We start from the raw sequence: 17,573 nt of genomic DNA, 5'->3' as shown, positions 1-17,573 counted from the left end.
GACGGGACCTCCCGCCCTGCCGCACCGGGCCGGCATCGATCGACGATGAGGGGAGGACGAGAAGGAGGAGAGATGCGAACCCCCACCATCATGGTCGCCACCGACGGCGCCGCCAGCGGAGAGGCGACAGTACGGTGGGCGGCCGCCGAGGCCGCACGCCGGCACTGCCGGCTCTCCGTGGCGCACGTCCTGGACTGGGACTGGACCATGGCCCGCTACGACATTCACGGTACGCAGGCGGCGACGGTCCGCCGGGCGGCGGAGGACGTCACCGCCGCTGCCACCACCGCCGCCCGGGCCGCCGCGCCGGACGTGCCGGGCGGCCGGGTCACCCTGGTCGGCGACCCGGCCGCCCGGCTACTGGCCGCCGCGGCCGACGACGACGTGGACCTGCTGGTGCTGGGCCACCGGGGCCACGGCGGGTTCGCCGGCCTGCTGCTCGGCTCGGTCGGTCAGCGCGTCGCCACCCACGCGCCCGGTCCGGTGGTGGTGGTCCGGGGCCGCTCCGGCGCCACCGACGGCCCGGTGGCCGCCGGGGTCGACGACTCGGCCGCCGCCGGCCACGTCCTGGCCACCGCGTTCACCGCCGCCGCCGACCGCGGCACCGGGCTCGAGGTGATCCGTTCCTACCTGCCGGTGGTGCCGTTGCAGTACCACTACCGCGACGTGGCACCCCAGAGCGTCCGGACTCCCGAGCAGGACACCGCCGAACGGGACCGGCTGGAAGCGCAGCTCGCGCCGTGGCGGATGAAGTTCCCGGAGGTGCCGGTCGAGACGCTGCTCTCGCACGACGGCGCCGCCGGTCTGCTGACCGGCGTCTCCCGGAGCGCACAGTTGGTGGTGGTCGGCAGCCGCGGGCACGGTGTGGTCGCCGGATCGCTGCTCGGATCGACCGGCCTGCAACTGCTGCAGCACGCCGACTGCCCGGTCTACCTGGATCGGCAACGCCGGGATCACCGATGAGCACCGAGACCGTGGACGCGCTCACCGCGGACGGCGGGATCATCTCGATCCGGCCGCTCACCGCCGCTGACCGCCGCCAGGTCACTGTCCTGTACGCCGAGGCGTCCCCGGAGAACCTGCGCCTGCGCTTCTTCGCCACACCCGGCAGCGCGACCCTGGCCGCCGAGGTGGACCGGTTGTGCCGCCCAGAGTCCGAGCGGCACCTGGTCATGGCCGCTCACCAGGGTGACGAGCTGGTCGGTGTCGCCTCCTGCGAACGCGTCGACGACGAGCCACGCGCGGAGTTCGCCGTCTTCGTCGCGGACCGGCACCACGGCCGTGGCATCGCGACCCTGCTGCTGGAGCACCTGACCGTCCGGGCCCGGCGGCACGGCATCACCGACCTGGAGGGCGAGGTGCTGCCCGGCAACCACGACATGTTGCGGGTCGCCCGCGACCTGACCTCGCAGGCGCGCAGCAGCTTCGACCACGGCGTGGTCGACGTGCGCCTGCGCACCGGCGACGACGAGGCCACCGAGGAAGCGGTGGACGTCCGCGACCGCGTCGCCGAGCGGGCCTCGCTGCGGGCGCTGCTGAGTCCCGGCGCGGTCGCGGTGGTGGGCGCCGGGCGCCGGCCCGGCCGGGCGGGCCACGAGACCCTGCGCGCCCTGCGGGAGTACGGCTTCACCGGAACCCTGTACGCGATCAACCGATCCGGCGAGCCGGTCGCCGGTGTGCCCGCCTTCCGGCGCCTGACCGACCTGCCCACACCGGTGGACCTGCTGGTCGTCGCGGTGCCCGCCGACCAGGTCGCCGCCGTGCTCACCGACGGCGCTCAGGCCGGGGCCCGGGCGGCGGTCGTGCTCAGCGCCGGATTCGCCGAGGCCGGCGCGGAGGGCCGGGTACGGCAGGCCGCGCTGCTGTCCCTGGCCCGGTCGCACGGCATCCGGCTGGTCGGCCCGAACTGCCTCGGCGTGGTCAACACCGATCCCCGGGTCCGTCTCGACGCCAGCTTCGCCCCCGCTCCCCCGCCGCCCGGCGGACTGGCCGTGGCCGCGCAGTCCGGGGCGGTCGCGATCGCCGTCGTGCAGAACGCCATCCGTACCGGCTGCGGCATCTCGACCCTGGTCTCGCTGGGCAACAAGGTGGATGTCAGCGGCAACGACCTGATCGCCTACTGGTACGACGACCCGGCCACCCGGGCGGTCGCGCTGTACCTGGAGTCGTTCGGCAATCCCCGCAAGTTCGCCCGTACCGTGCGGGCGCTCTCCCGGCGCAAGCCGGTCCTGGCCATCAAGAGCGGCCGGTCGGCCGCCGGGCGACGGGCCGGCGCGTCGCACACCGCGGCCGCCGCGGCGCCGGCCGCCACGGTCGACGCGCTGTTCGCCCAGGCGGGCGTGATCCGCACGGACACCCTCGGTGAGTTGCTGGACGCCGCCCGGATGCTCACCGATCAACCCGCGCCGGCCGGGCCGCGCCTGGCCGTGGTGGGCAACGCCGGCGGCCTAAACGTGCTCGCGGCCGACGCCGCGGAGCCGGCCGGGCTGCAGGTCCCGGCACTGCCCGGGCACGTCCGGGCCGAGGTCTCGGCGGTGGCGCCGCACGCCGCCGGACTGGACAACCCGATCGACCTGGGCGCCGGGGCGTCGCCGGAGGCGTTCGCGGCCGTCGCCGACGCGGTGGCCCGCAGCGGCAGCGCCGACCTGCTGCTGTTCGTCGTCATCCGCACCCGGGCCAACCGGCCGGACTCCATCCTCGCGGCCCTGGCGCCGATCGCCGACCGGTACCCGCACCTGCCGATGGCCGTGGTGCTGACCGGCGGTGCCGGCGACACCCCGCCCACGCTCGCCACCCGCCGGGTGCCCGTCTACGAGCTGCCGGAACACGCGGTACGGGCGATGGGGCACGCCTGGTCGCACGCGCAGTGGCAGCGGCAGCCCCTCGGGCGTCGTCCCGAGCTGCCCGGCATCGACGCCGACCGGGCCCGCGCTCTGATCACCAAGGCGATGGCCGAGCAGACCGGCTGGCAGTCGTACGAACGGACGGCGGAGATCCTGGCCACGTACGGCATCCCCATCCTCACCACCGCCACGGTGTCCGACCCGGACACGGCGGTCGCGGCGGCCGACCGGCTCGGCTACCCGGTCGTGCTCAAGTCGGCGGACCCGCAGGTGGTGCACAAGAGCGACACCGGTGGCGTGCGGACCGGGCTAACCGGGCCGGACGCGGTCCGCGCGGCGTGCGCGTCGGTGGCCGCGGCTGGACGCCCCGGTGCCGGCCTGCTGGTGCAACACCAGGTCAGCGCGCCGGTCGAGCTGGTCGCCGGGCTGGTCCACGACCCGTTGTTCGGGTCCCTGGTGCTGCTCGGGCTCGGCGGGGTGCAGACCGACCTGCTCGCCGACCGGGCGCTGCGGCTGGTGCCGATGACCGATCTGGACGCCGGGCGGATGTGGCGCTCGCTGCGCTGCGCGCCGTTGCTCACCGGTTATCGGGGCGCGCCGCCGGTCGACACCGGAGCACTCGAGGAGCTGCTGCTGCGGCTGGCCCGGCTCGCCGAGGACCACCCCGAGGTCGCGGAGCTGGACCTGAACCCGGTGCTGGCCGGGCCGGACCTGGTGACGGCGGTGGACGCCAAGCTTCGGCTGGCGCCGGTCGGCGCCGAACCCGACCCCGTCCTCCGGCGGCTGCGTGCCGCTGATTGATCACCATCGGTCATCGGGGCGGGCCGGAACCGGCGTGTTCCCGGCCCGCCCCGATGAGCTCAGTGCAGGACCTTCTTGAGCACCTTGCCGGCGCCGCTGAGCGGCAGGCTGTCCCGGAACTCGACGATGCGCGGGTACTTGTAGGCGGCCAGCCGCTCGCGGCAGTGCGCGACGACCGCGTCCGCGTCCTGCAGCCGGCCCGGGCGGGTCACCACGAACGCCTTGACCTCCTGACCGAGACGCTCGTCGGGGATCCCGATCACCGCCGCGGTCAGCACGTCCGGATGCTGGTGCAGCACCTCTTCCACCTCGCGCGGGTAGACGTTGTACCCGCCCCGGATGATGATCTCCTTCTTCCGGTCCACGATGAACAGGTAGCCGTCGGTGTCGGCGTAGCCGAGGTCACCGGTGTGGAACCAGCCGCCCTGGAACGCCTCGGCGGTGGCCGCCGGGTCGCCGTGGTAACCCCGCATGGTGTGGTAGCCGCGGGTGACCAGCTCGCCGAGGTGCTCGCGCCCGGGCGGCAGCGGGTGCCCGTCCGGATCCCAGACCTGCACCTCGACACCCCAGACCGGCCGGCCGACGCTGTACACCCGGCGATCCTGCGGGGTCGGGTTGAACGTGATGGTGGCGGCCGTCTCGGTCATGCCGTACCCCTCCAGGATCGGCACCCCGAACCGCTGCTCGAAGCCGTCGATCACCCGCGCGGCGATGGCATCTCCGCCGGAGATGCAGACCCGCAACGACGAGGTGTCGTACTCCGCGGTGTCCGGGTGGGCCAGCAGGGCGGCGAACATGGTCGGCACGCCGTCGAAGACGGTGGCCCGGTCCCTGGTGATCGTTGTCAGCACGGCTTCCGGGGTGAACCGCGGGACCAGCGACAGCGCCGCGCCGAAACGGATCCCGACGTTCATCGTGCTGGACATGCCGAACACGTGGAACAACGGCAGCACGGTGATCACCACGTCGTCCCGGCGCAGGTCGAACAGCCGGCCCGGGATGTCGGCGTTCAGGTAGAGCTGCAGGTTGGTCAGCTCGGCGCCCTTGGGCCGGCCGGTGGTGCCGGAGGTGTAGACGATGGCCGCGACGTCACCGGCGTCCCGGTCGGCGAGCGGCAGCGGTCCCGGGCACGGGGCGGTGAGCTCCGCAAACGGGCGGGCCGCGCCGGACGGGGCCGGGCCGGCCGCGTACAACTCGGTCAGGCCGGCCTCGGCCGCGCCCTTGGCGGCCTCGTCCAGCAGGGCGGACCAGGTGATCAGGACGCGGGCGCCGGAGTCGGCCAGCTGATAGGCGATCTCCGGGGCCCGGAGCATCACGTTGAGCGGCACCACGATCGCCCCGGCCTTCAGGATGCCGTAGTAGGCGACCGGGAAGTCGGGGACGTTGGGCAGTTGCAAGGCGATCCGGTCGCCGGGCCGGACGCCCCGGGCGGTCAGGGCGGCCGCCACCGCATCCGATTGGGCATCCAGCTCGCCGTAGCTGATCCTGTGCCCCTCGAAGATGAGTGCCGGCGCGGCGGGGTGGGCCACGGCCGACTCCCGCAATATCACGGCCAGGTTCAACATGTCGGCTCCTCTCGGTACGGACTTGATCACGTAGAGGCATTCACCTCCACCGTGACCGTGGCGGACCGGATCCCGGCAGGGCTGAACGTCCCGTCCCGCGCTGCCGCCCGCCGAGGCGGACGAGGAACGGCTACCCGACCGGGGCTGACCTCCGGCGGCCCGACACCGCGGACGGGACCTAGGCCCCTGCTGATCAAGGCGCCCGCGGCGCGATGCTGGCCTCGGTGGAGGTGGTTTCCGTGCTGATCCTGATCATCACCAGCGTCGCCGTGTTCCTCACCGCGGCTGTGGCGTTCTGGCCCGAGGCGGCCCCGCACACCGACGCAGGGCCGGGGCAGGGCAGCACCGGGGACGACAGCGGCACCGGGCCGACGACCCTGGAGGGCACGCTGACCCGCCAGCTCCTCGCCGGGGAGATCAGCCGGCCGCAGTACCGGCAAGCCCTCGCCCGGCTGGCCGAGCGCGACGACCAGCGGCACCCGATGTCGGTCCCGGAGAGCGGCGGGTCCGGCGCCTGCCCGTGACACCGGCGGCCGCCGATCAGCAGATCCGTGGCAGCTGCTCGCCGAGCGGCAGGTCGAGCACGCGGCGTGCGCCGACCATCGTCCGGACCAGCACCGGTCCACCGTCGGTCACCGCACCGATCCGGACGGCCGCGGCCCCCTCCGGCCGCGCTCGCATCGCGGTCAGCACCGCGTCCGCCCGCTCCGGCGCGACGAACGCCACCAGGCAGCCCTCGTTGGCCACGTACGCCGGGTCGACCCCGAGCATCTCGCACGCCGCCCGGACCGGTTCGGGGACCGGCAGCGCGGCCTCGACGAGCTCGACGCCGACCCCGGACGCGGCCGCGATCTCGTTCACCGCCGCCGCCAGGCCGCCACGCGTGGGATCCCGCAGGGCGTGCACGCCCGTCCCACCGGCGGCGATCATGTCGGCGACCAGCCGGTGCAGCGGCTGGGAGTCCGACGCGACGTCGGACTCGAAGCCGAGTCCCTCCCGGGTGCTCAGCACGGTCACGCCGTGGCACCCGATCGGCCCGGAGAGCAGCACGACGTCACCGGGCCGGGCGCCCGCCGCGGTGGGCGCGGCGCCGGGCAGCCGGCGGCCCAGCCCGGCGGTGATCACGAAGAGCCGGTCCGCGGCGCCCCGCCCGACCACCTTGGTGTCCCCGGTGACCACCGGGACACCGGCGGCCGCCGCGGCAGCGCCGACCGACGCGGCCACCCGGCGCAGGTCGGTCAGCGGCAGGCCCTCCTCCACGACGTACGCGATGGTGAGCGCCACCGGCAGTCCGGCCCGCATGGCCAGGTCGTTGACCGTGCCGTGCACGGCGAGCGCCCCGATGTCGCCGCCGGGGAAGAACAGCGGGTCCACGACGTACGCATCGGTGCTCAGCAACAGCTCGCACCCGCCAACGGTGACCAACGCGGCGTCCTCGAGCGGACCGCCCGGCGCCGCCGGGCCCAGCCCGGGCAGCAGCACCTCGCTGATCAGTTCCGCGGAGAGCCGGCCACCGGAGCCGTGGCCGAGCAGCACCCGTTCGGACTCCGGAAGCGGCACCGGGCAGGAACCAGCAGCGGGATCGACGATGGTCATGACACTCCTGTCGGCGGGACGGCACGGCGCCCCGCGGTGTAGTAGGCGGCGCACGTCCCCTCGGCCGACACCATCGGCGCGCCCAGCGGCGTGCGCGGGGTGCAGGCGGTGCCGTAGGCGGCACAGTCGAGAGGCGTCCTGGCACCGGTCAGGATGTCGCCGGCCACACAGTCCGGATGTTCGCGCACCAGCAGGTGGCCGACGTCGAAACGGCGCCGCGCGTCGAAGGCGGCGAACTCGTCGGTGAGCGTCAAACCGCTGCCGGGGATCGTGCCGATACCGCGCCAGGCCCGGTCGGTGACCCGGAAGACCCGGCTGATGGCCTGCCGCGCGGCCTGGTTGCCGTCCCGGCGCACCGCGCGGGCGTACTGGTTCTCGACCTCGTGCCGGCCCTGCTCGAGCTGACGGACCGCCATCAGGATGCCCTCCAGCAGGTCCAGCGGTTCGAATCCGGTCACCACGATCGGGACCCGGTGCTCGGCGGCGATCGGCTCGTACTCGGTCCAGCCCATCACCGCGCAGACGTGCCCGGCGGCCAGGAACGCCTGCACCCGGCAGTCCGGGGCGCGCAGTACCGCGGTCATCGCGGGCGGCACCAGGACGTGGCTGACCAGCACGGTGAAGTTCGTCAGGCCCAGCGCGGCGGCGTGCAGCACGGCCATGGCGTTCGCCGGGGCGGTCGTCTCGAACCCGACGGCGAGGAACACCACCTGCCGGTCCGGGGTCCGGCGGGCCAGCGCGACGGCGTCCATCGGGGAGTAGACGACCCGGACGTCCGCGCCCCGGGCCCGCAGCGCCAGCAGGTCGGTGCGCGTGCCCGGCACCCGCAGCATGTCGCCGAAGCTGGTCAGGATGGTTCCCGGCCGCTGGGCGATCGCCATCGCCCGGTCCAGGACCTCCAACGGGGTGACGCAGACCGGGCATCCCGGACCGTGGATCATGCGGACGCCGTCCGGCAGCAGCTCGTCGATGCCCTGCCGGACGATGGTGTGGGTCTGCCCGCCGCACACCTCCATCAGCGTCCACGGGCGGGTGACCACCCGGCCGAGTTCGCTCAGCAGCGCCCGGGCCAGCACCGGATCGCGGTACTCGTCGAGGTACCTCACGGGCCCAGCTCCTGTTCCAGCACGCCGTCCATGGCCCGCAGCACGGCGAGGGTGCGGGCCGCCTCGTCCGGATCCACGACACTGATCGCGAAGCCGACGTGGACGATCACGTAGTCGCCCGGCCCGGCGTCCGGGGTGTAGGCCAGGCAGACCTGCTTGCGGACCCCGCCGAAGTCGACGGTGCCGGTGCGCAGCCCGTCGCACCGCTCGACCTCGGTGATCCGCCCGGGGATGCCCAGGCACACGTCACCCTCCCTTCCCGAGCCGGGCGGCGGCGACCACCGCCTGGCCGTAGCTGATGCCGCCGTCGTTGGCCGGCACGTCCCGGTTGAGCACGGCGGTGAACCCGGCCGCCCGCAGCGCCGCGGGCAGGCCGGCTGCCAGCAGCCGGTTCTGCAGGCAGCCGCCGGAGAGGCAGACCACCCGGACACCGGTCCGGTCGGCCGCGCGGACACAGAGCTCCACGGTCACGTCGATGACCGTGCGGTGGACCGCGGCGGCCAGCTCGGCCACCGGCACCCCGGCCGCGAGCCGGATCAGCAGGGCGCCCAGGGTGCCCGACCAGTCGTACACCCAGAGGCCGGCGGCCCGGGTCAGCCGCCAGGGCAGCGCCGGGACCGGACCGGTCGCGGCCCGCGCGGCCGTCTCCAGCAGCACCGCGGCCTCGCCCTCGTAGCCGGCGTCGTCGCAGAGGTCGAGCAGGCTCGCCGCGGCGTCGAAGAACCGTCCGGCGCTGGAGGCCGGCGGGCTGTGCACGCCGCGCTCGACCATCCGGCGGACGGTGGCCCGCTCGGTGGCGGGCATCCGGCCGAGCAGCGCCGGCGCGGGGGTGGCCGGCATCGGGAACTCGCCGCCGTACAGGTAGCCGAGCGCCATCCGGGCCGGCCGGTGCACCGCGCTCGCCCCGCCCGGCAGCGGCGCCCGCCCGAACCGGCCGAGCCGCCGGAACCCCGCGTACGTCGCGAGCAGCACCTCGCCGCCCCAGAGCGTGCCGTCGTCGCCGAAGCCCAGCCCGTCGTAGGCCACGCCGAGGAACCGGCCGTGCACGCCGTTCTCGGCCGCGCACGACACCACGTGGGCGTGGTGGTGCTGCACGCCGATCCGCCGGGTGGCCGGCGCGATCTCGCGGGCGTACCCGGTGGACAGGTAGTCGGGGTGCAGGTCGTGGGCCACCACCTCGGCCCGGAACCGGTGCAGGCGGCCCAGCCGCGCCACGCCGGAGCGGAACGCGGCCAGCGTGTCGGCGTCGGCCAGGTCACCGCCGTGCGGGCCGATCAGCGCCTGGTCCCCGCGGGCCAGCGCGAACGTGTGCTTGAGCTGGGCGCCGACCGCCAGGATCGGGTGCCGCGCCGGGACCGGCAACGGCAACGCGCCGGGCGCGTACCCGCGGGCCCGGCGGATCGTCCGCCGGACGCCGTCGACCACCTGCACCACCGAGTCGTCGTAGCGGGCCCGGATCGGGCGGTCGTGCCCGAGGATGCCGTCGGCGATCCCGGCCAGCCGCTCCGCGGCGTCGGCGTCGTCGATGGCGATCGGCTCGTCGGCCCGGTTGCCGCTGGTCACCACGAGGGGCCGGCCGAGGTCGTGGAGCAGCAGATGGTGCAGTGGCGTGTACGGCAGGAACAACCCGACCCGGTCCAGGCCGGGGGCCACCGCCGCGGCCAGCCGCCGCGCGGGGCGGACCGGCAGCAGCACGACGGGATGGGCCGGGGAGGTCAGCACCACCCGGTCCGCCGCGGTCACCCCGGCGATCAGGGTGGCGGTGGCCAGGTCCGGGACCATCACGGCGAACGGTTTGCGGGGGCGCCGTTTACGCTGCCGCAGCCGGTCTACCGCGGCCGGGCTCAGCGCGTCGCAGACCAGCTGGTAGCCGCCGAGACCCTTCAGCCCGACGATCCGGCCGTCCGCGATCGCCGTGGTCGCCGCCGCGAGCGCCGCCGGGCCGGCCGCGGTGCGGCGCCCGGCCGTCCAGGCCAGCCGGGGACCACAGCGCGGACAGGCCACCGGCTCGGCGTGGAACCGCCGGTCCGCCGGGTCGTGGTATTCGGCCGCGCACCGGCGGCAGAGCCGGAACCCGGCCATCGCGGTGCGTACCCGGTCGTAGGGCAGGTCGTCCACGATGGTGGCGCGCGGGCCGCAGGCGGTGCAGTTGACGAACGGGTAGCGGTAGCGCCGGTCGGCCGCGGAGAACAGCTCGCGCCGGCAGTCCGGGCAGGTGGCGAGGTCGGCCGGGAGCCCGGCGAAACCGTACGGGGTGGCTCCGGGATCGCTGGGGGTCACCCGGAACCCGGGAGCCGGCACCGTGGTCGCCCGGCTGACCGTGACCTCGGTGACCACGGCCGCGGCCGGTGCCTCCCGGCGCAGCGACCCGACCAGCCGCCGCACCGCCGCCTCCGGGCCGGCGACCTCGATGACCACCTCACCGCCGTCGTTGCGGACCGCGCCGTCGAGCCCGAGCCCGGTCGCGACCCGGTGCACGAAGGGCCGGAAGCCGACACCCTGCACGGTGCCGCGCACCCGCACCCGCCAGGCCGGTACCTCGCCGACCGCGGTCACCGGGTGCCCACCAGCGCGCAGACCCGGTCCACCACCGGTTGCACCGCGGCGGCGACCGGGACGCTGAGCTCGGTGCCGAAGCCGAACTGGTCGGCGAAGGTGACCAGCGCGATCAGCCGGTCGGGTAGCCGTCCCAGGGCCCGGCCGAGGGCGAGGGTGGTGCCCAGCCCGATGGTGTGCCCGGACGCCGCGGCCGCACCGGACAGCTCCGCGCCGTCCGGAAGATCCCGCTCGGTCCACTCGCCGGGGCGGCGCCCGCCCGCGTCGGCGACGTCGATCACGACGGCCAGCCCGGCGCCGGCCCACGCGTCCAGCAGCCGGGTCGGTTCACCGTCGCTGATCCGCAGGTCCACGCCGCGCAGGCGGCTGTCGTACGCCTGCCGATCGGCCAGTTCGCCCAGCACCCGCAGGCCGAAGGCGTCGTCGCGGCGGTACTCGTTGCCCACGCCGATGACCACTCGCCGGCCGTCCACGTCAGCCCCGGTCCAGGTGCAGGTCGAGGAAGTGGGTGGCGCAGGAGATGCACGGGTCGTAGTTGCGGATCGCCTGCTCGCACCGCGCGGTGAGCGACTCGTCGTCGAGGTCGAGCCGGCCGGCGACGAACCGGGCCAGATCGTCTTCGATGGCGGCCTGGTTCTGCGAGGTGGGCGGGACGATCCGGGCGCTCCGGACGATGCCGTCGGCGTCCAGTTCGTACCGGTGGAACAGGGTGCCGCGGGGCGCCTCGGTCGCGCCCCGGCCGACGGCGGCGCGCGGCGGGACCGGCACGGCCGGCTCGGGCGGCGGGGCGTACCGGTCGATCAGGCGGATCGCCTCCTCGACCGCGTAGACCGTCTCCACCGCCCGTACCACGATGCTGCGGTACGGGTTGCGGCACTGCTCCCCCAGCCCGGCGGCGTCGGCGGCCTGCCGGGCCAGCGGCGTCAGCCACCGCCGGTTCAGGGTGTACCGGGCGGTGGGCCCGGTCAGGTACCGGCCGGCGCCGGCCAGCCGGGCGTGCAGCGCCGTCGAGTGCGGCACCTGCTCCTCGACGATGTGGTCCTCGAAGTCCCGCACGGCGAACGAGCGCCCGCCGGAGGTGGCGACGTGGCCCGACCCGATCGCGTACCGGCCGGGCTCGACCAGCGCGAGCAGCTCGTGGTCGTGTTCGAAGTCCGGGAAGTCGAACCCGGCCACCCAGGCCACGGTCGCCAGCGCCTCGTCCAGCGCCCGCCGCAGCCGTTCCCGCAGCGGCCCGAACTCGGCCGGCGCCGGTGTCCGGTAGAAGCCGCCGACCCGCACGTTGACCGGGTGGATCGCCCGGCCACCGATCAGCTCGATCAGGTCGTTGCCGGCCTTCTTCAGTGCCAGGCCGCGCTCGACCAGGTCACGGCGGTCCTGCGCGAGCGCGATGGCGCTGTCGTAGCCGAGGAAGTCCGGGGCGTGCAGCAGGTAGATGTGCAGCGTGTGGCTCTCGATCCACTCGCCGCAGTAGAGCAGCCGGCGCAGGTCGGCGACGGCCGGGTGGACGGTGGTCGCGCACGCGTCCTCGATCGCCGCGCACGCGCTCATCTGGTAAGCCACCGGGCAGATGCCGCAGATCCGGGCGGTGATGTCCGGTGGCTCGGTGTGCCGGCGCCCGCGCAGGAACGCCTCGAAGAAGCGCGGCGGCTCGTAGATCTCCAGCCGGACGTCCTCGACCGCGCCGTCCCGGACCCGGACGTGCATGGCGCCCTCACCCTCGACGCGGGCCAGCGCCTGCACCTCGACCAGTCGCTCGTAACGGTGCGTCATGATTTCTCGCCCGCCGCGTCGAGGAGGTCGGCGAACGCCGTGGTGTTGAAGAGCCGGTACAGCCGGTCGATGTCGTCGGGGGCCATGCCGGTGGCGCCCAGCAGCTCCGCCTCGGCGGCCAGGTTGGGTGTCTCCATCGGCCCGAAACAGCCGTAGCAGCCGCGCTGCTGCGCCGGGCAGATCGCACCGCATCCGGCCCGGGTCACCGGCCCGAGGCAGGGCAGGCCGTGCGCGACGACCACGCACACCCGGTGCCGGCGTTTGCACTCGAAGCAGACGCTGTGCGCGGGCAGGTCGGGCTTGCGGCCGGCCAGCAGCGCCGAGATCACCCCGAGCAGCTGTCCCCGGTCGATCGGGCAGCCGTGCAGCTCGTAGTCGACGTCGACGTGCGCGGCGATCGGCGTGGAGGTGGCCAGCGTGGCGATGTACTCGGGGTGGGCGTACACCAGCGAGGTGTACTCGGCGACGTCGGCGTGGTTGCGCAGCGCCTGGATGCCGCCGGCGGTCGCGCACGCGCCGAGGGTGATCAGGGTCCGGGACTGTTCCCGGATCGCCCGGATCCGCGCGGCGTCCGCCGCGGTGGTGACCGAGCCCTCGACCAGCGAGATGTCGTACGGACCCGGCAGCACCTCGCGGGACGCCTCCAGGAAGTGCGCGATCCGCACCCGCCCGGCCACGGCGAGCAGCTCGTCCTCGCAGTCGAGCAGGGTGAGCTGACAGCCGTCGCAGGAGGCGAGCTTCCACACCGCGAGGGTCGGCTTCGACACGTCCATCACAGCTCCCGTACGTTCAGCAGTGGCTCGGCGACCGGGTAGGGCACCACCGGTCCGTCCCGGCAGATCAGCAGCGGGCCGAGCTGACAGTGCCCGCACCAGCCGGTGCCGCAGCGCATGCCGCGTTCCAGCGACACCCGGATCTGCTCGGCCGGCACACCGTGGCCGACCAGCGCCCGGGCGGTGAACCGCATCATCGGCTCCGGCCCGCAGACGAACGCCACCGCGTCGGCCGGGTCCACGTCGACCTCCGGGATCAGCGAGGTGACCAGGCCGACCGGCCCGTCCCAGCCCCGGTCCGGGCGGTCCACGATCACCTCGACCTGCGCCGGGCCCGTCCAGCGGCGCAGATCGTCGGTGAAGAGCAGCTCGGCCGGCGACCGGGCGCCGGCCAGGACCGCCACCCGCCGGTAGGACCCGGGCCGGGACAGCACGTGCTCCACCACCGGGCGCAGCGGCGCCAGGCCGATCCCGCCACCGACCACGATCACGTCCCGGCCGGTGGCGGAGCCGACGTCCCAGGTCGTGCCGAACGGGCCCCGGACGCCGACCACCTCGCCGGGCCGGGCGTCGTGCAGGGCTCGGGTCACCGCGCCCACGGCGCGGATCGTGTGGACCAGGCGGTCGTCGCGGCACGCGCTCAACGAGATCGGGACATCCCCTATCCCGTACGCGGTGAGCATGGCGAACTGCCCGGGCTGGAACGGCGGCAGCGTCGTGGTGACCGCGGCCAGCTCGATCGTGACCGTGTCGTGGGTGTCGGCCCGGCGGTCCACGACCCGGTACGGCACCGGGACGGCCGGGTTCACCGCGGTGCTCGCGTACCCCGCCGTTCCGGTGGTCATGACTGCTCCTGACCGGTCCGCGACGCCGCCAGGGCGGCCGCCTCCGCGGTGATGTCGATGCCGGCCGGGCACCAGGCGATGCACCGCCCGCAGCCGACGCAGCCGGACATCCCGAACTGCTCGGGCCAGGTGCCGAGCTTGTGGCTGATCCACTGCCGGTACCGGGACTGGCCGCTGGTGCGTACCGCCCCGCCGTGCAGATAGGAGAAGTCGACGCTGAAGCAGGAGTCCCAGTGCCGCCAGCGTTCCACGTGGTCACCGGTCAGATCGGTGACCTCCTCGGTCGTGGTGCAGAAGCAGGTGGGGCACACCATGGTGCAGTTGCCGCAGGTCAGGCATCGCGACGCGACGTCGTCCCAGTGCGGGGACTCCCGGCTCGCGGCGATCAGCGGTGGCAGCGGCTCGTCCGGCATGTGCCGGGTCATCGTGGCGGCCGCCCGGTCCACCAGGCCGGCCGCGGCGGTCACCGTCTCCCCGGGCGCCGGGCGGGTGGGCACCTCCGCCAGGATCTCGGCACCGGCCGGTGACCCGGTCCTGACCAGGAAACAGTGGTCCGGATCAACGAGTTCGGTCAGGGCCAGGTCGAAGCCGTCCCGGGCGTGCGGGCCGGTGCCCATCGAGGCGCAGAAGCAGGTCGCGCCGGGCTCGGTGCACTCGACCGCGACCACGAACGTGCCGTCGCGGCGGCCGGTGTAGACCGGTTCCGGGTGGTCACCGCCGGTCAGTACCCGGTCCAGGACGCCCAGCGCTGCGAGGTCGCACGGGCGGGCGCCGAACAGCGCGTACCGTTTCTCGGACGGGGGCTCCGGGACGACCTCCGGCGTACCGTCGGGGGCCCGGTCGGCGGACCAGAGCCGGGCGCGCGGCGGGTGCAGGACGTCCTTGAACGACTGCGGCCCGGCACAGTGGGCGAACGCCGCGTCGTCCGCACGGCGCCGCAGCCGGTAGTGACCGGCCTCGGTATCGACCCCCCAGCCGTACGGGAGCTCCTGCGCGCCGCCGAGTTCGGCGACCACGACGGCCCCGTCGCGGACCGTCGGGCCGACGATCGTGTAGCCGCGACGGTGCAGGGCCCCGAAGAGCGCGGACAGGTCCGCCACGTCGATGAGCACCGCTGCGTCACCGGATCGCATGGCACCTCCTCGAGCCACGCCGCCGGCCGTCGCGCCGCACCGTCAGGTCCCGGTCGCCACGACCCGTCGGAACAGGATCGACACCTTGCCTTCGCTGCGTCCAGCCTGGCCCGCCCCCGATCGCCGCCGACAGGGCCTTTGGTCCCGCTCCGGGGTCGGACCGCCGCGGCGGCGCCCCCCGGCCGGCCGGGCGTGCCGGGACCTCCGGCTCTGCCCCGGCCACCGCGGGGCCGGTCAGCATGGTCCGAGGTGATAACCATGTCGACGACCGACTCCCCCGCGCGCACCGGCCCGCACATCCCCCGGGACCCCGCCGACGATCACACCGAGGCCATGGCGCGACGCCGCCGGGCGATGCTCGCCGAGTACACCGGGGCCGACCTGTCCAGCGTCACCACCGGATTCGATCCGGCGGCGGCCCGCGGCAACATCGAGAACTTCATCGGGGTCGCGCAGGTACCGCTGGGCGTCGCCGGACCGCTCCGCATCCACGGGGAACACGCCCGGGGCGATTTCCTCGTCCCGCTCGCGACCACGGAGGGCGCGCTGGTGGCCAGCTACAGCCGCGGCATGCGGCTGCTGACCGCGTGCGGCGGTGTCAGCACGACGGTCGTCGAGGAGTCGATGCAGCGTGGCCCGGTGTTCTCGTTCGCGTCCGCCGCGGCGGCCCGCGACTTCGGCGCCTGGGTCTCGGCGCGGTTCGACGAGATCAAGCGGGTGGCCGAGGGCACCACGCGGCACGGGCGGCTGCGCGACATCGACCAGTTCCAGGTCGGCCCGCTGCGTTACCTGCGCCTGAACTTCACGACCGGGGACGCGGCCGGGCAGAACCTGACCAGCCGGGCTGCCGCGGCGGCCTGTCAGTGGATCGCGGCGACGCATCCGGAACACCCCGCATACCTGCTGTCCGGCAACATCGACACCGACAAGAAGCACTCGCAGATCAACACCCTGCTGACCCGCGGCCGGCGGGTGGTGGCCGAGGCGGTGCTCTCCCGCGCCGCGCTGCACGACGCCATGGGGGTCGACACCGCCGAGTTGTTCCGCTGGCGGCAGGCCGGCGCGACCGGGACGCTGCTGGCCGGTGCGGCCGGCAACGGGGCCCACGCCGCGAACGGCCTGGCCGCGCTCTTCATCGCCACCGGGCAGGACGCCGCGAACGTCGCCGAGTCGCACGCCGCGCTCAGCTACACCCAGTTGCTGGACTCCGGCGACTACTACTGGTCGATCACCCTGCCCGCGCTGATCGTGGCCACCTGCGGTGGTGGCACCGGCCTGCCCACCCAGCGCGCCTGCCTGGACCTGCTCGGCTGCGCCGGGCCGGGCAACGCCGGCAAGCTCGCCGAGATCTGCGCCGCGACCGTGCTCGCCGGTGAGGTGTCCCTGGCCGCGGCGGTGATCCACGGCGACTGGGTGTCCGCGCACGAACGGCTCGGCCGCAACCGTCCCGGCCCGATCGGCCGGTGAGAGTGACGAGGTGCCGGCGACGTCAGCGTCACGGCGGAGTGCCGGGCGACGCCGGCGTCTCGCGGTGCGGCACCACCAGCACCGGCCGGTGGACGTGATGCAGCATGGCCATGGCGACGCTGCCGAGCAGGATCTCGCGCACCGCCGACCGCCCGCGGGAACCGACCGCGACGAGCGCGGCGTCGAGGGCACGGGCCTGGCCCGCCAGCGCCGCGGCCGTCGACCGCCCGTGTTCCAGGTGGCCGTCGGCATGGTGCGCCTCCACCAGGCCGGGGATCGTCCGGGCGGTACGCTCGTCGCCGTCGGCGACGAAGACCGGCACCACCGGGCGCCCCGGGAACAGCCGGGCGCTGATCTGCCGGGCCGCCGTCGCCCCGGGCGAGCCGTCCCAGCCCACCACGACCGGCCCGACGTCCAGGACCGCGCGCTCCGCCTCCAGCAGGGGATACGGAACCACCAGCACGGGGCACCGGGCGTAGTGGACGACGAGATCGGAGACGCTGCCGAGGACCGCTTGCGCCCCGCCGAGCCCGCGCGAGCCCAGCACGATCAGGTCTGCGCCGATCTCCCCGCCGATCTCGGCCAGTTGCAGGCCCTCCCCGCCGTAGGTGCGCCGGACCAGCGGTTCGGCGGCCCATCCGTAGGCGGCGGCCAGGGCGACGCCCACCGCGGCCAACCGGGTGGCCTCTGCCTTGCCCTCGCGTTCGATGGCCGCCACGAACTCGTTGATCTCGCTCGTGCCGTGCCACAACCGGTGCCGCAACGCCGCGCTGCCGAACGGCGGGGCCCACACGAACGCCACGTGGGCCCGGGCATGCGGCAGGAGCCGGGCCGCGACCTCGATCGCGGCTCCGGCCGCTACCGAGCCGTCGTAGCAGAGCAGCACCCGGGCGCCGGTCGACCCGTCCACGATCTCCCCCTCCGGAGCGCCGGTGCACCTGAACCGGCCGTTCACCTCCGACGGTGCCGAGCGGGGACCGGCAGAGCCAGAGACCGATTACCCTTCCGGACGAGCGGGCCGAGTGGTAGGTGCGGGTCCTTCCGCGAGGCGGACCGGGACTTTCGGAACCTCCGGCCGTACGGTCGGGCGCTTAGCGTCGAAGCATGGCTCGGCG

General features: G+C 74.7%; 15 protein-coding genes. 4 read left to right on the top strand and 11 right to left on the bottom strand.

Features of this window, described 5'->3' with window-relative positions; genetic code table 11:
- Positions 1 to 72: 72 nt before the first annotated feature.
- A complete protein-coding gene (locus Apa02nite_RS21410; protein WP_203826553.1) occupies positions 73 to 963 on the top strand; it encodes a universal stress protein in 891 nt (296 codons plus the stop codon).
- A complete protein-coding gene (locus tag Apa02nite_RS21405) occupies positions 960 to 3,644 on the top strand; it encodes a bifunctional acetate--CoA ligase family protein/GNAT family N-acetyltransferase (protein WP_203826552.1) in 2,685 nt (894 codons plus the stop codon). The genes Apa02nite_RS21410 and Apa02nite_RS21405 overlap by 4 nt, the downstream gene beginning before the upstream one ends.
- Positions 3,645 to 3,703: 59 nt before the next feature.
- Here Apa02nite_RS21405 and Apa02nite_RS21400 read toward each other — a convergent pair whose 3' ends face one another.
- Positions 3,704 to 5,209 carry a long-chain-fatty-acid--CoA ligase gene (locus tag Apa02nite_RS21400; protein ID WP_203826551.1) on the bottom strand — a complete coding sequence of 502 codons (1,506 nt, stop codon included), beginning with the start codon at positions 5,207 to 5,209 and terminating at the stop codon, positions 3,704 to 3,706.
- Between the two features lie 224 nt (positions 5,210 to 5,433).
- On the opposite strand from Apa02nite_RS21400, the gene Apa02nite_RS21395 reads away from it, so the two are divergent.
- A complete protein-coding gene (locus Apa02nite_RS21395) occupies positions 5,434 to 5,733 on the top strand; it encodes a hypothetical protein (protein WP_203826550.1) in 300 nt (99 codons plus the stop codon).
- 16 nt (positions 5,734 to 5,749) lie between these two features.
- On the opposite strand, the gene hypE is transcribed toward Apa02nite_RS21395, so the two are convergent.
- The 9 genes from hypE to Apa02nite_RS21350 are packed head-to-tail and all read right to left on the bottom strand — an operon-like array spanning position 5,750 to position 14,991.
- Entirely contained in the window at positions 5,750 to 6,805 is a 1,056-nt protein-coding gene (gene hypE, locus Apa02nite_RS21390) for a hydrogenase expression/formation protein HypE (protein WP_203826549.1), read from the bottom strand.
- Complete coding sequence (gene hypD / locus Apa02nite_RS21385) at positions 6,802 to 7,911, bottom strand: hydrogenase formation protein HypD (protein ID WP_203826548.1); 1,110 nt, start codon at positions 7,909 to 7,911, stop codon at positions 6,802 to 6,804. Before hypD ends, hypE begins: the two co-directional genes overlap by 4 nt.
- Complete coding sequence (locus tag Apa02nite_RS21380) at positions 7,908 to 8,156, bottom strand: HypC/HybG/HupF family hydrogenase formation chaperone (protein WP_067706151.1); 249 nt, start codon at positions 8,154 to 8,156, stop codon at positions 7,908 to 7,910. The genes hypD and Apa02nite_RS21380 overlap by 4 nt, the downstream gene beginning before the upstream one ends.
- Before the next feature lies 1 nt (position 8,157).
- Positions 8,158 to 10,467, bottom strand: a complete 2,310-nt coding sequence (gene hypF / locus Apa02nite_RS21375; RefSeq protein ID WP_203826547.1) for a carbamoyltransferase HypF — start codon at positions 10,465 to 10,467, stop codon at positions 8,158 to 8,160.
- Positions 10,464 to 10,940 carry a hydrogenase maturation protease gene (locus tag Apa02nite_RS21370; protein ID WP_203826546.1) on the bottom strand — a complete coding sequence of 159 codons (477 nt, stop codon included), beginning with the start codon at positions 10,938 to 10,940 and terminating at the stop codon, positions 10,464 to 10,466. Before Apa02nite_RS21370 ends, hypF begins: the two co-directional genes overlap by 4 nt.
- A gap of 1 nt (position 10,941) precedes the next feature.
- Positions 10,942 to 12,240, bottom strand: coding sequence for a Ni/Fe hydrogenase subunit alpha (locus tag Apa02nite_RS21365; RefSeq protein ID WP_203826545.1), 1,299 nt, complete (start codon positions 12,238 to 12,240; stop codon positions 10,942 to 10,944).
- On the bottom strand, positions 12,237 to 13,013 hold the full coding sequence (locus Apa02nite_RS21360; RefSeq protein WP_203826544.1) for an NADH-quinone oxidoreductase subunit B family protein: 777 nt from the start codon (positions 13,011 to 13,013) through the stop codon (positions 12,237 to 12,239). The genes Apa02nite_RS21365 and Apa02nite_RS21360 overlap by 4 nt, the downstream gene beginning before the upstream one ends.
- Positions 13,013 to 13,858: an FAD/NAD(P)-binding protein gene (locus Apa02nite_RS21355; RefSeq protein ID WP_203826543.1), complete on the bottom strand. Its 846-nt coding sequence runs from the start codon at positions 13,856 to 13,858 to the stop codon at positions 13,013 to 13,015. The genes Apa02nite_RS21360 and Apa02nite_RS21355 overlap by 1 nt, the downstream gene beginning before the upstream one ends.
- On the bottom strand, positions 13,855 to 14,991 hold the full coding sequence (locus Apa02nite_RS21350) for a 4Fe-4S dicluster domain-containing protein (protein WP_203826542.1): 1,137 nt from the start codon (positions 14,989 to 14,991) through the stop codon (positions 13,855 to 13,857). The genes Apa02nite_RS21355 and Apa02nite_RS21350 overlap by 4 nt, the downstream gene beginning before the upstream one ends.
- A gap of 258 nt (positions 14,992 to 15,249) precedes the next feature.
- On the opposite strand from Apa02nite_RS21350, the gene Apa02nite_RS21345 reads away from it, so the two are divergent.
- Positions 15,250 to 16,458, top strand: a complete 1,209-nt coding sequence (locus tag Apa02nite_RS21345) for a hydroxymethylglutaryl-CoA reductase (protein ID WP_203826541.1) — start codon at positions 15,250 to 15,252, stop codon at positions 16,456 to 16,458.
- A gap of 28 nt (positions 16,459 to 16,486) precedes the next feature.
- Here the strand turns inward: Apa02nite_RS21345 and Apa02nite_RS21340 are convergent, their stop codons facing one another.
- The gene (locus Apa02nite_RS21340) at positions 16,487 to 17,368 is read right to left on the bottom strand and encodes a universal stress protein (protein ID WP_239164452.1); all 882 of its coding nucleotides are present in this window, start codon (positions 17,366 to 17,368) and stop codon (positions 16,487 to 16,489) included.
- Positions 17,369 to 17,573 lie beyond the last annotated feature (205 nt).

Origin of the sequence: Actinoplanes palleronii, assembly GCF_016862315.1 — a bacterium.
GTDB classification, from domain to species: Bacteria; Actinomycetota; Actinomycetes; order Mycobacteriales; family Micromonosporaceae; genus Actinoplanes; species Actinoplanes palleronii.
This window is presented reverse-complemented; position numbering and strand designations above follow the sequence as displayed.

Bases quoted from the DNA above. Each gene is read 5' to 3' on its own strand.
- Apa02nite_RS21410 (WP_203826553.1), top strand. From the start codon at position 73: ATGCGAACCCCCACCATCATGGTCGCCACCGACGGCGCCGCCAGCGGA.
- Apa02nite_RS21405 (WP_203826552.1), top strand. From the start codon at position 960: ATGAGCACCGAGACCGTGGACGCGCTCACCGCGGACGGCGGGATCATC.
- Apa02nite_RS21400 (WP_203826551.1), bottom strand. From the start codon at position 5,209: ATGTTGAACCTGGCCGTGATATTGCGGGAGTCGGCCGTGGCCCACCCC.
- hypE (WP_203826549.1), bottom strand. From the start codon at position 6,805: ATGACCATCGTCGATCCCGCTGCTGGTTCCTGCCCGGTGCCGCTTCCG.
- Apa02nite_RS21365 (WP_203826545.1), bottom strand. From the start codon at position 12,240: ATGACGCACCGTTACGAGCGACTGGTCGAGGTGCAGGCGCTGGCCCGC.
- Apa02nite_RS21360 (WP_203826544.1), bottom strand. From the start codon at position 13,013: ATGGACGTGTCGAAGCCGACCCTCGCGGTGTGGAAGCTCGCCTCCTGC.
- Apa02nite_RS21355 (WP_203826543.1), bottom strand. From the start codon at position 13,858: ATGACCACCGGAACGGCGGGGTACGCGAGCACCGCGGTGAACCCGGCC.
- Apa02nite_RS21350 (WP_203826542.1), bottom strand. From the start codon at position 14,991: ATGCGATCCGGTGACGCAGCGGTGCTCATCGACGTGGCGGACCTGTCC.
- Apa02nite_RS21345 (WP_203826541.1), top strand. From the start codon at position 15,250: ATGTCGACGACCGACTCCCCCGCGCGCACCGGCCCGCACATCCCCCGG.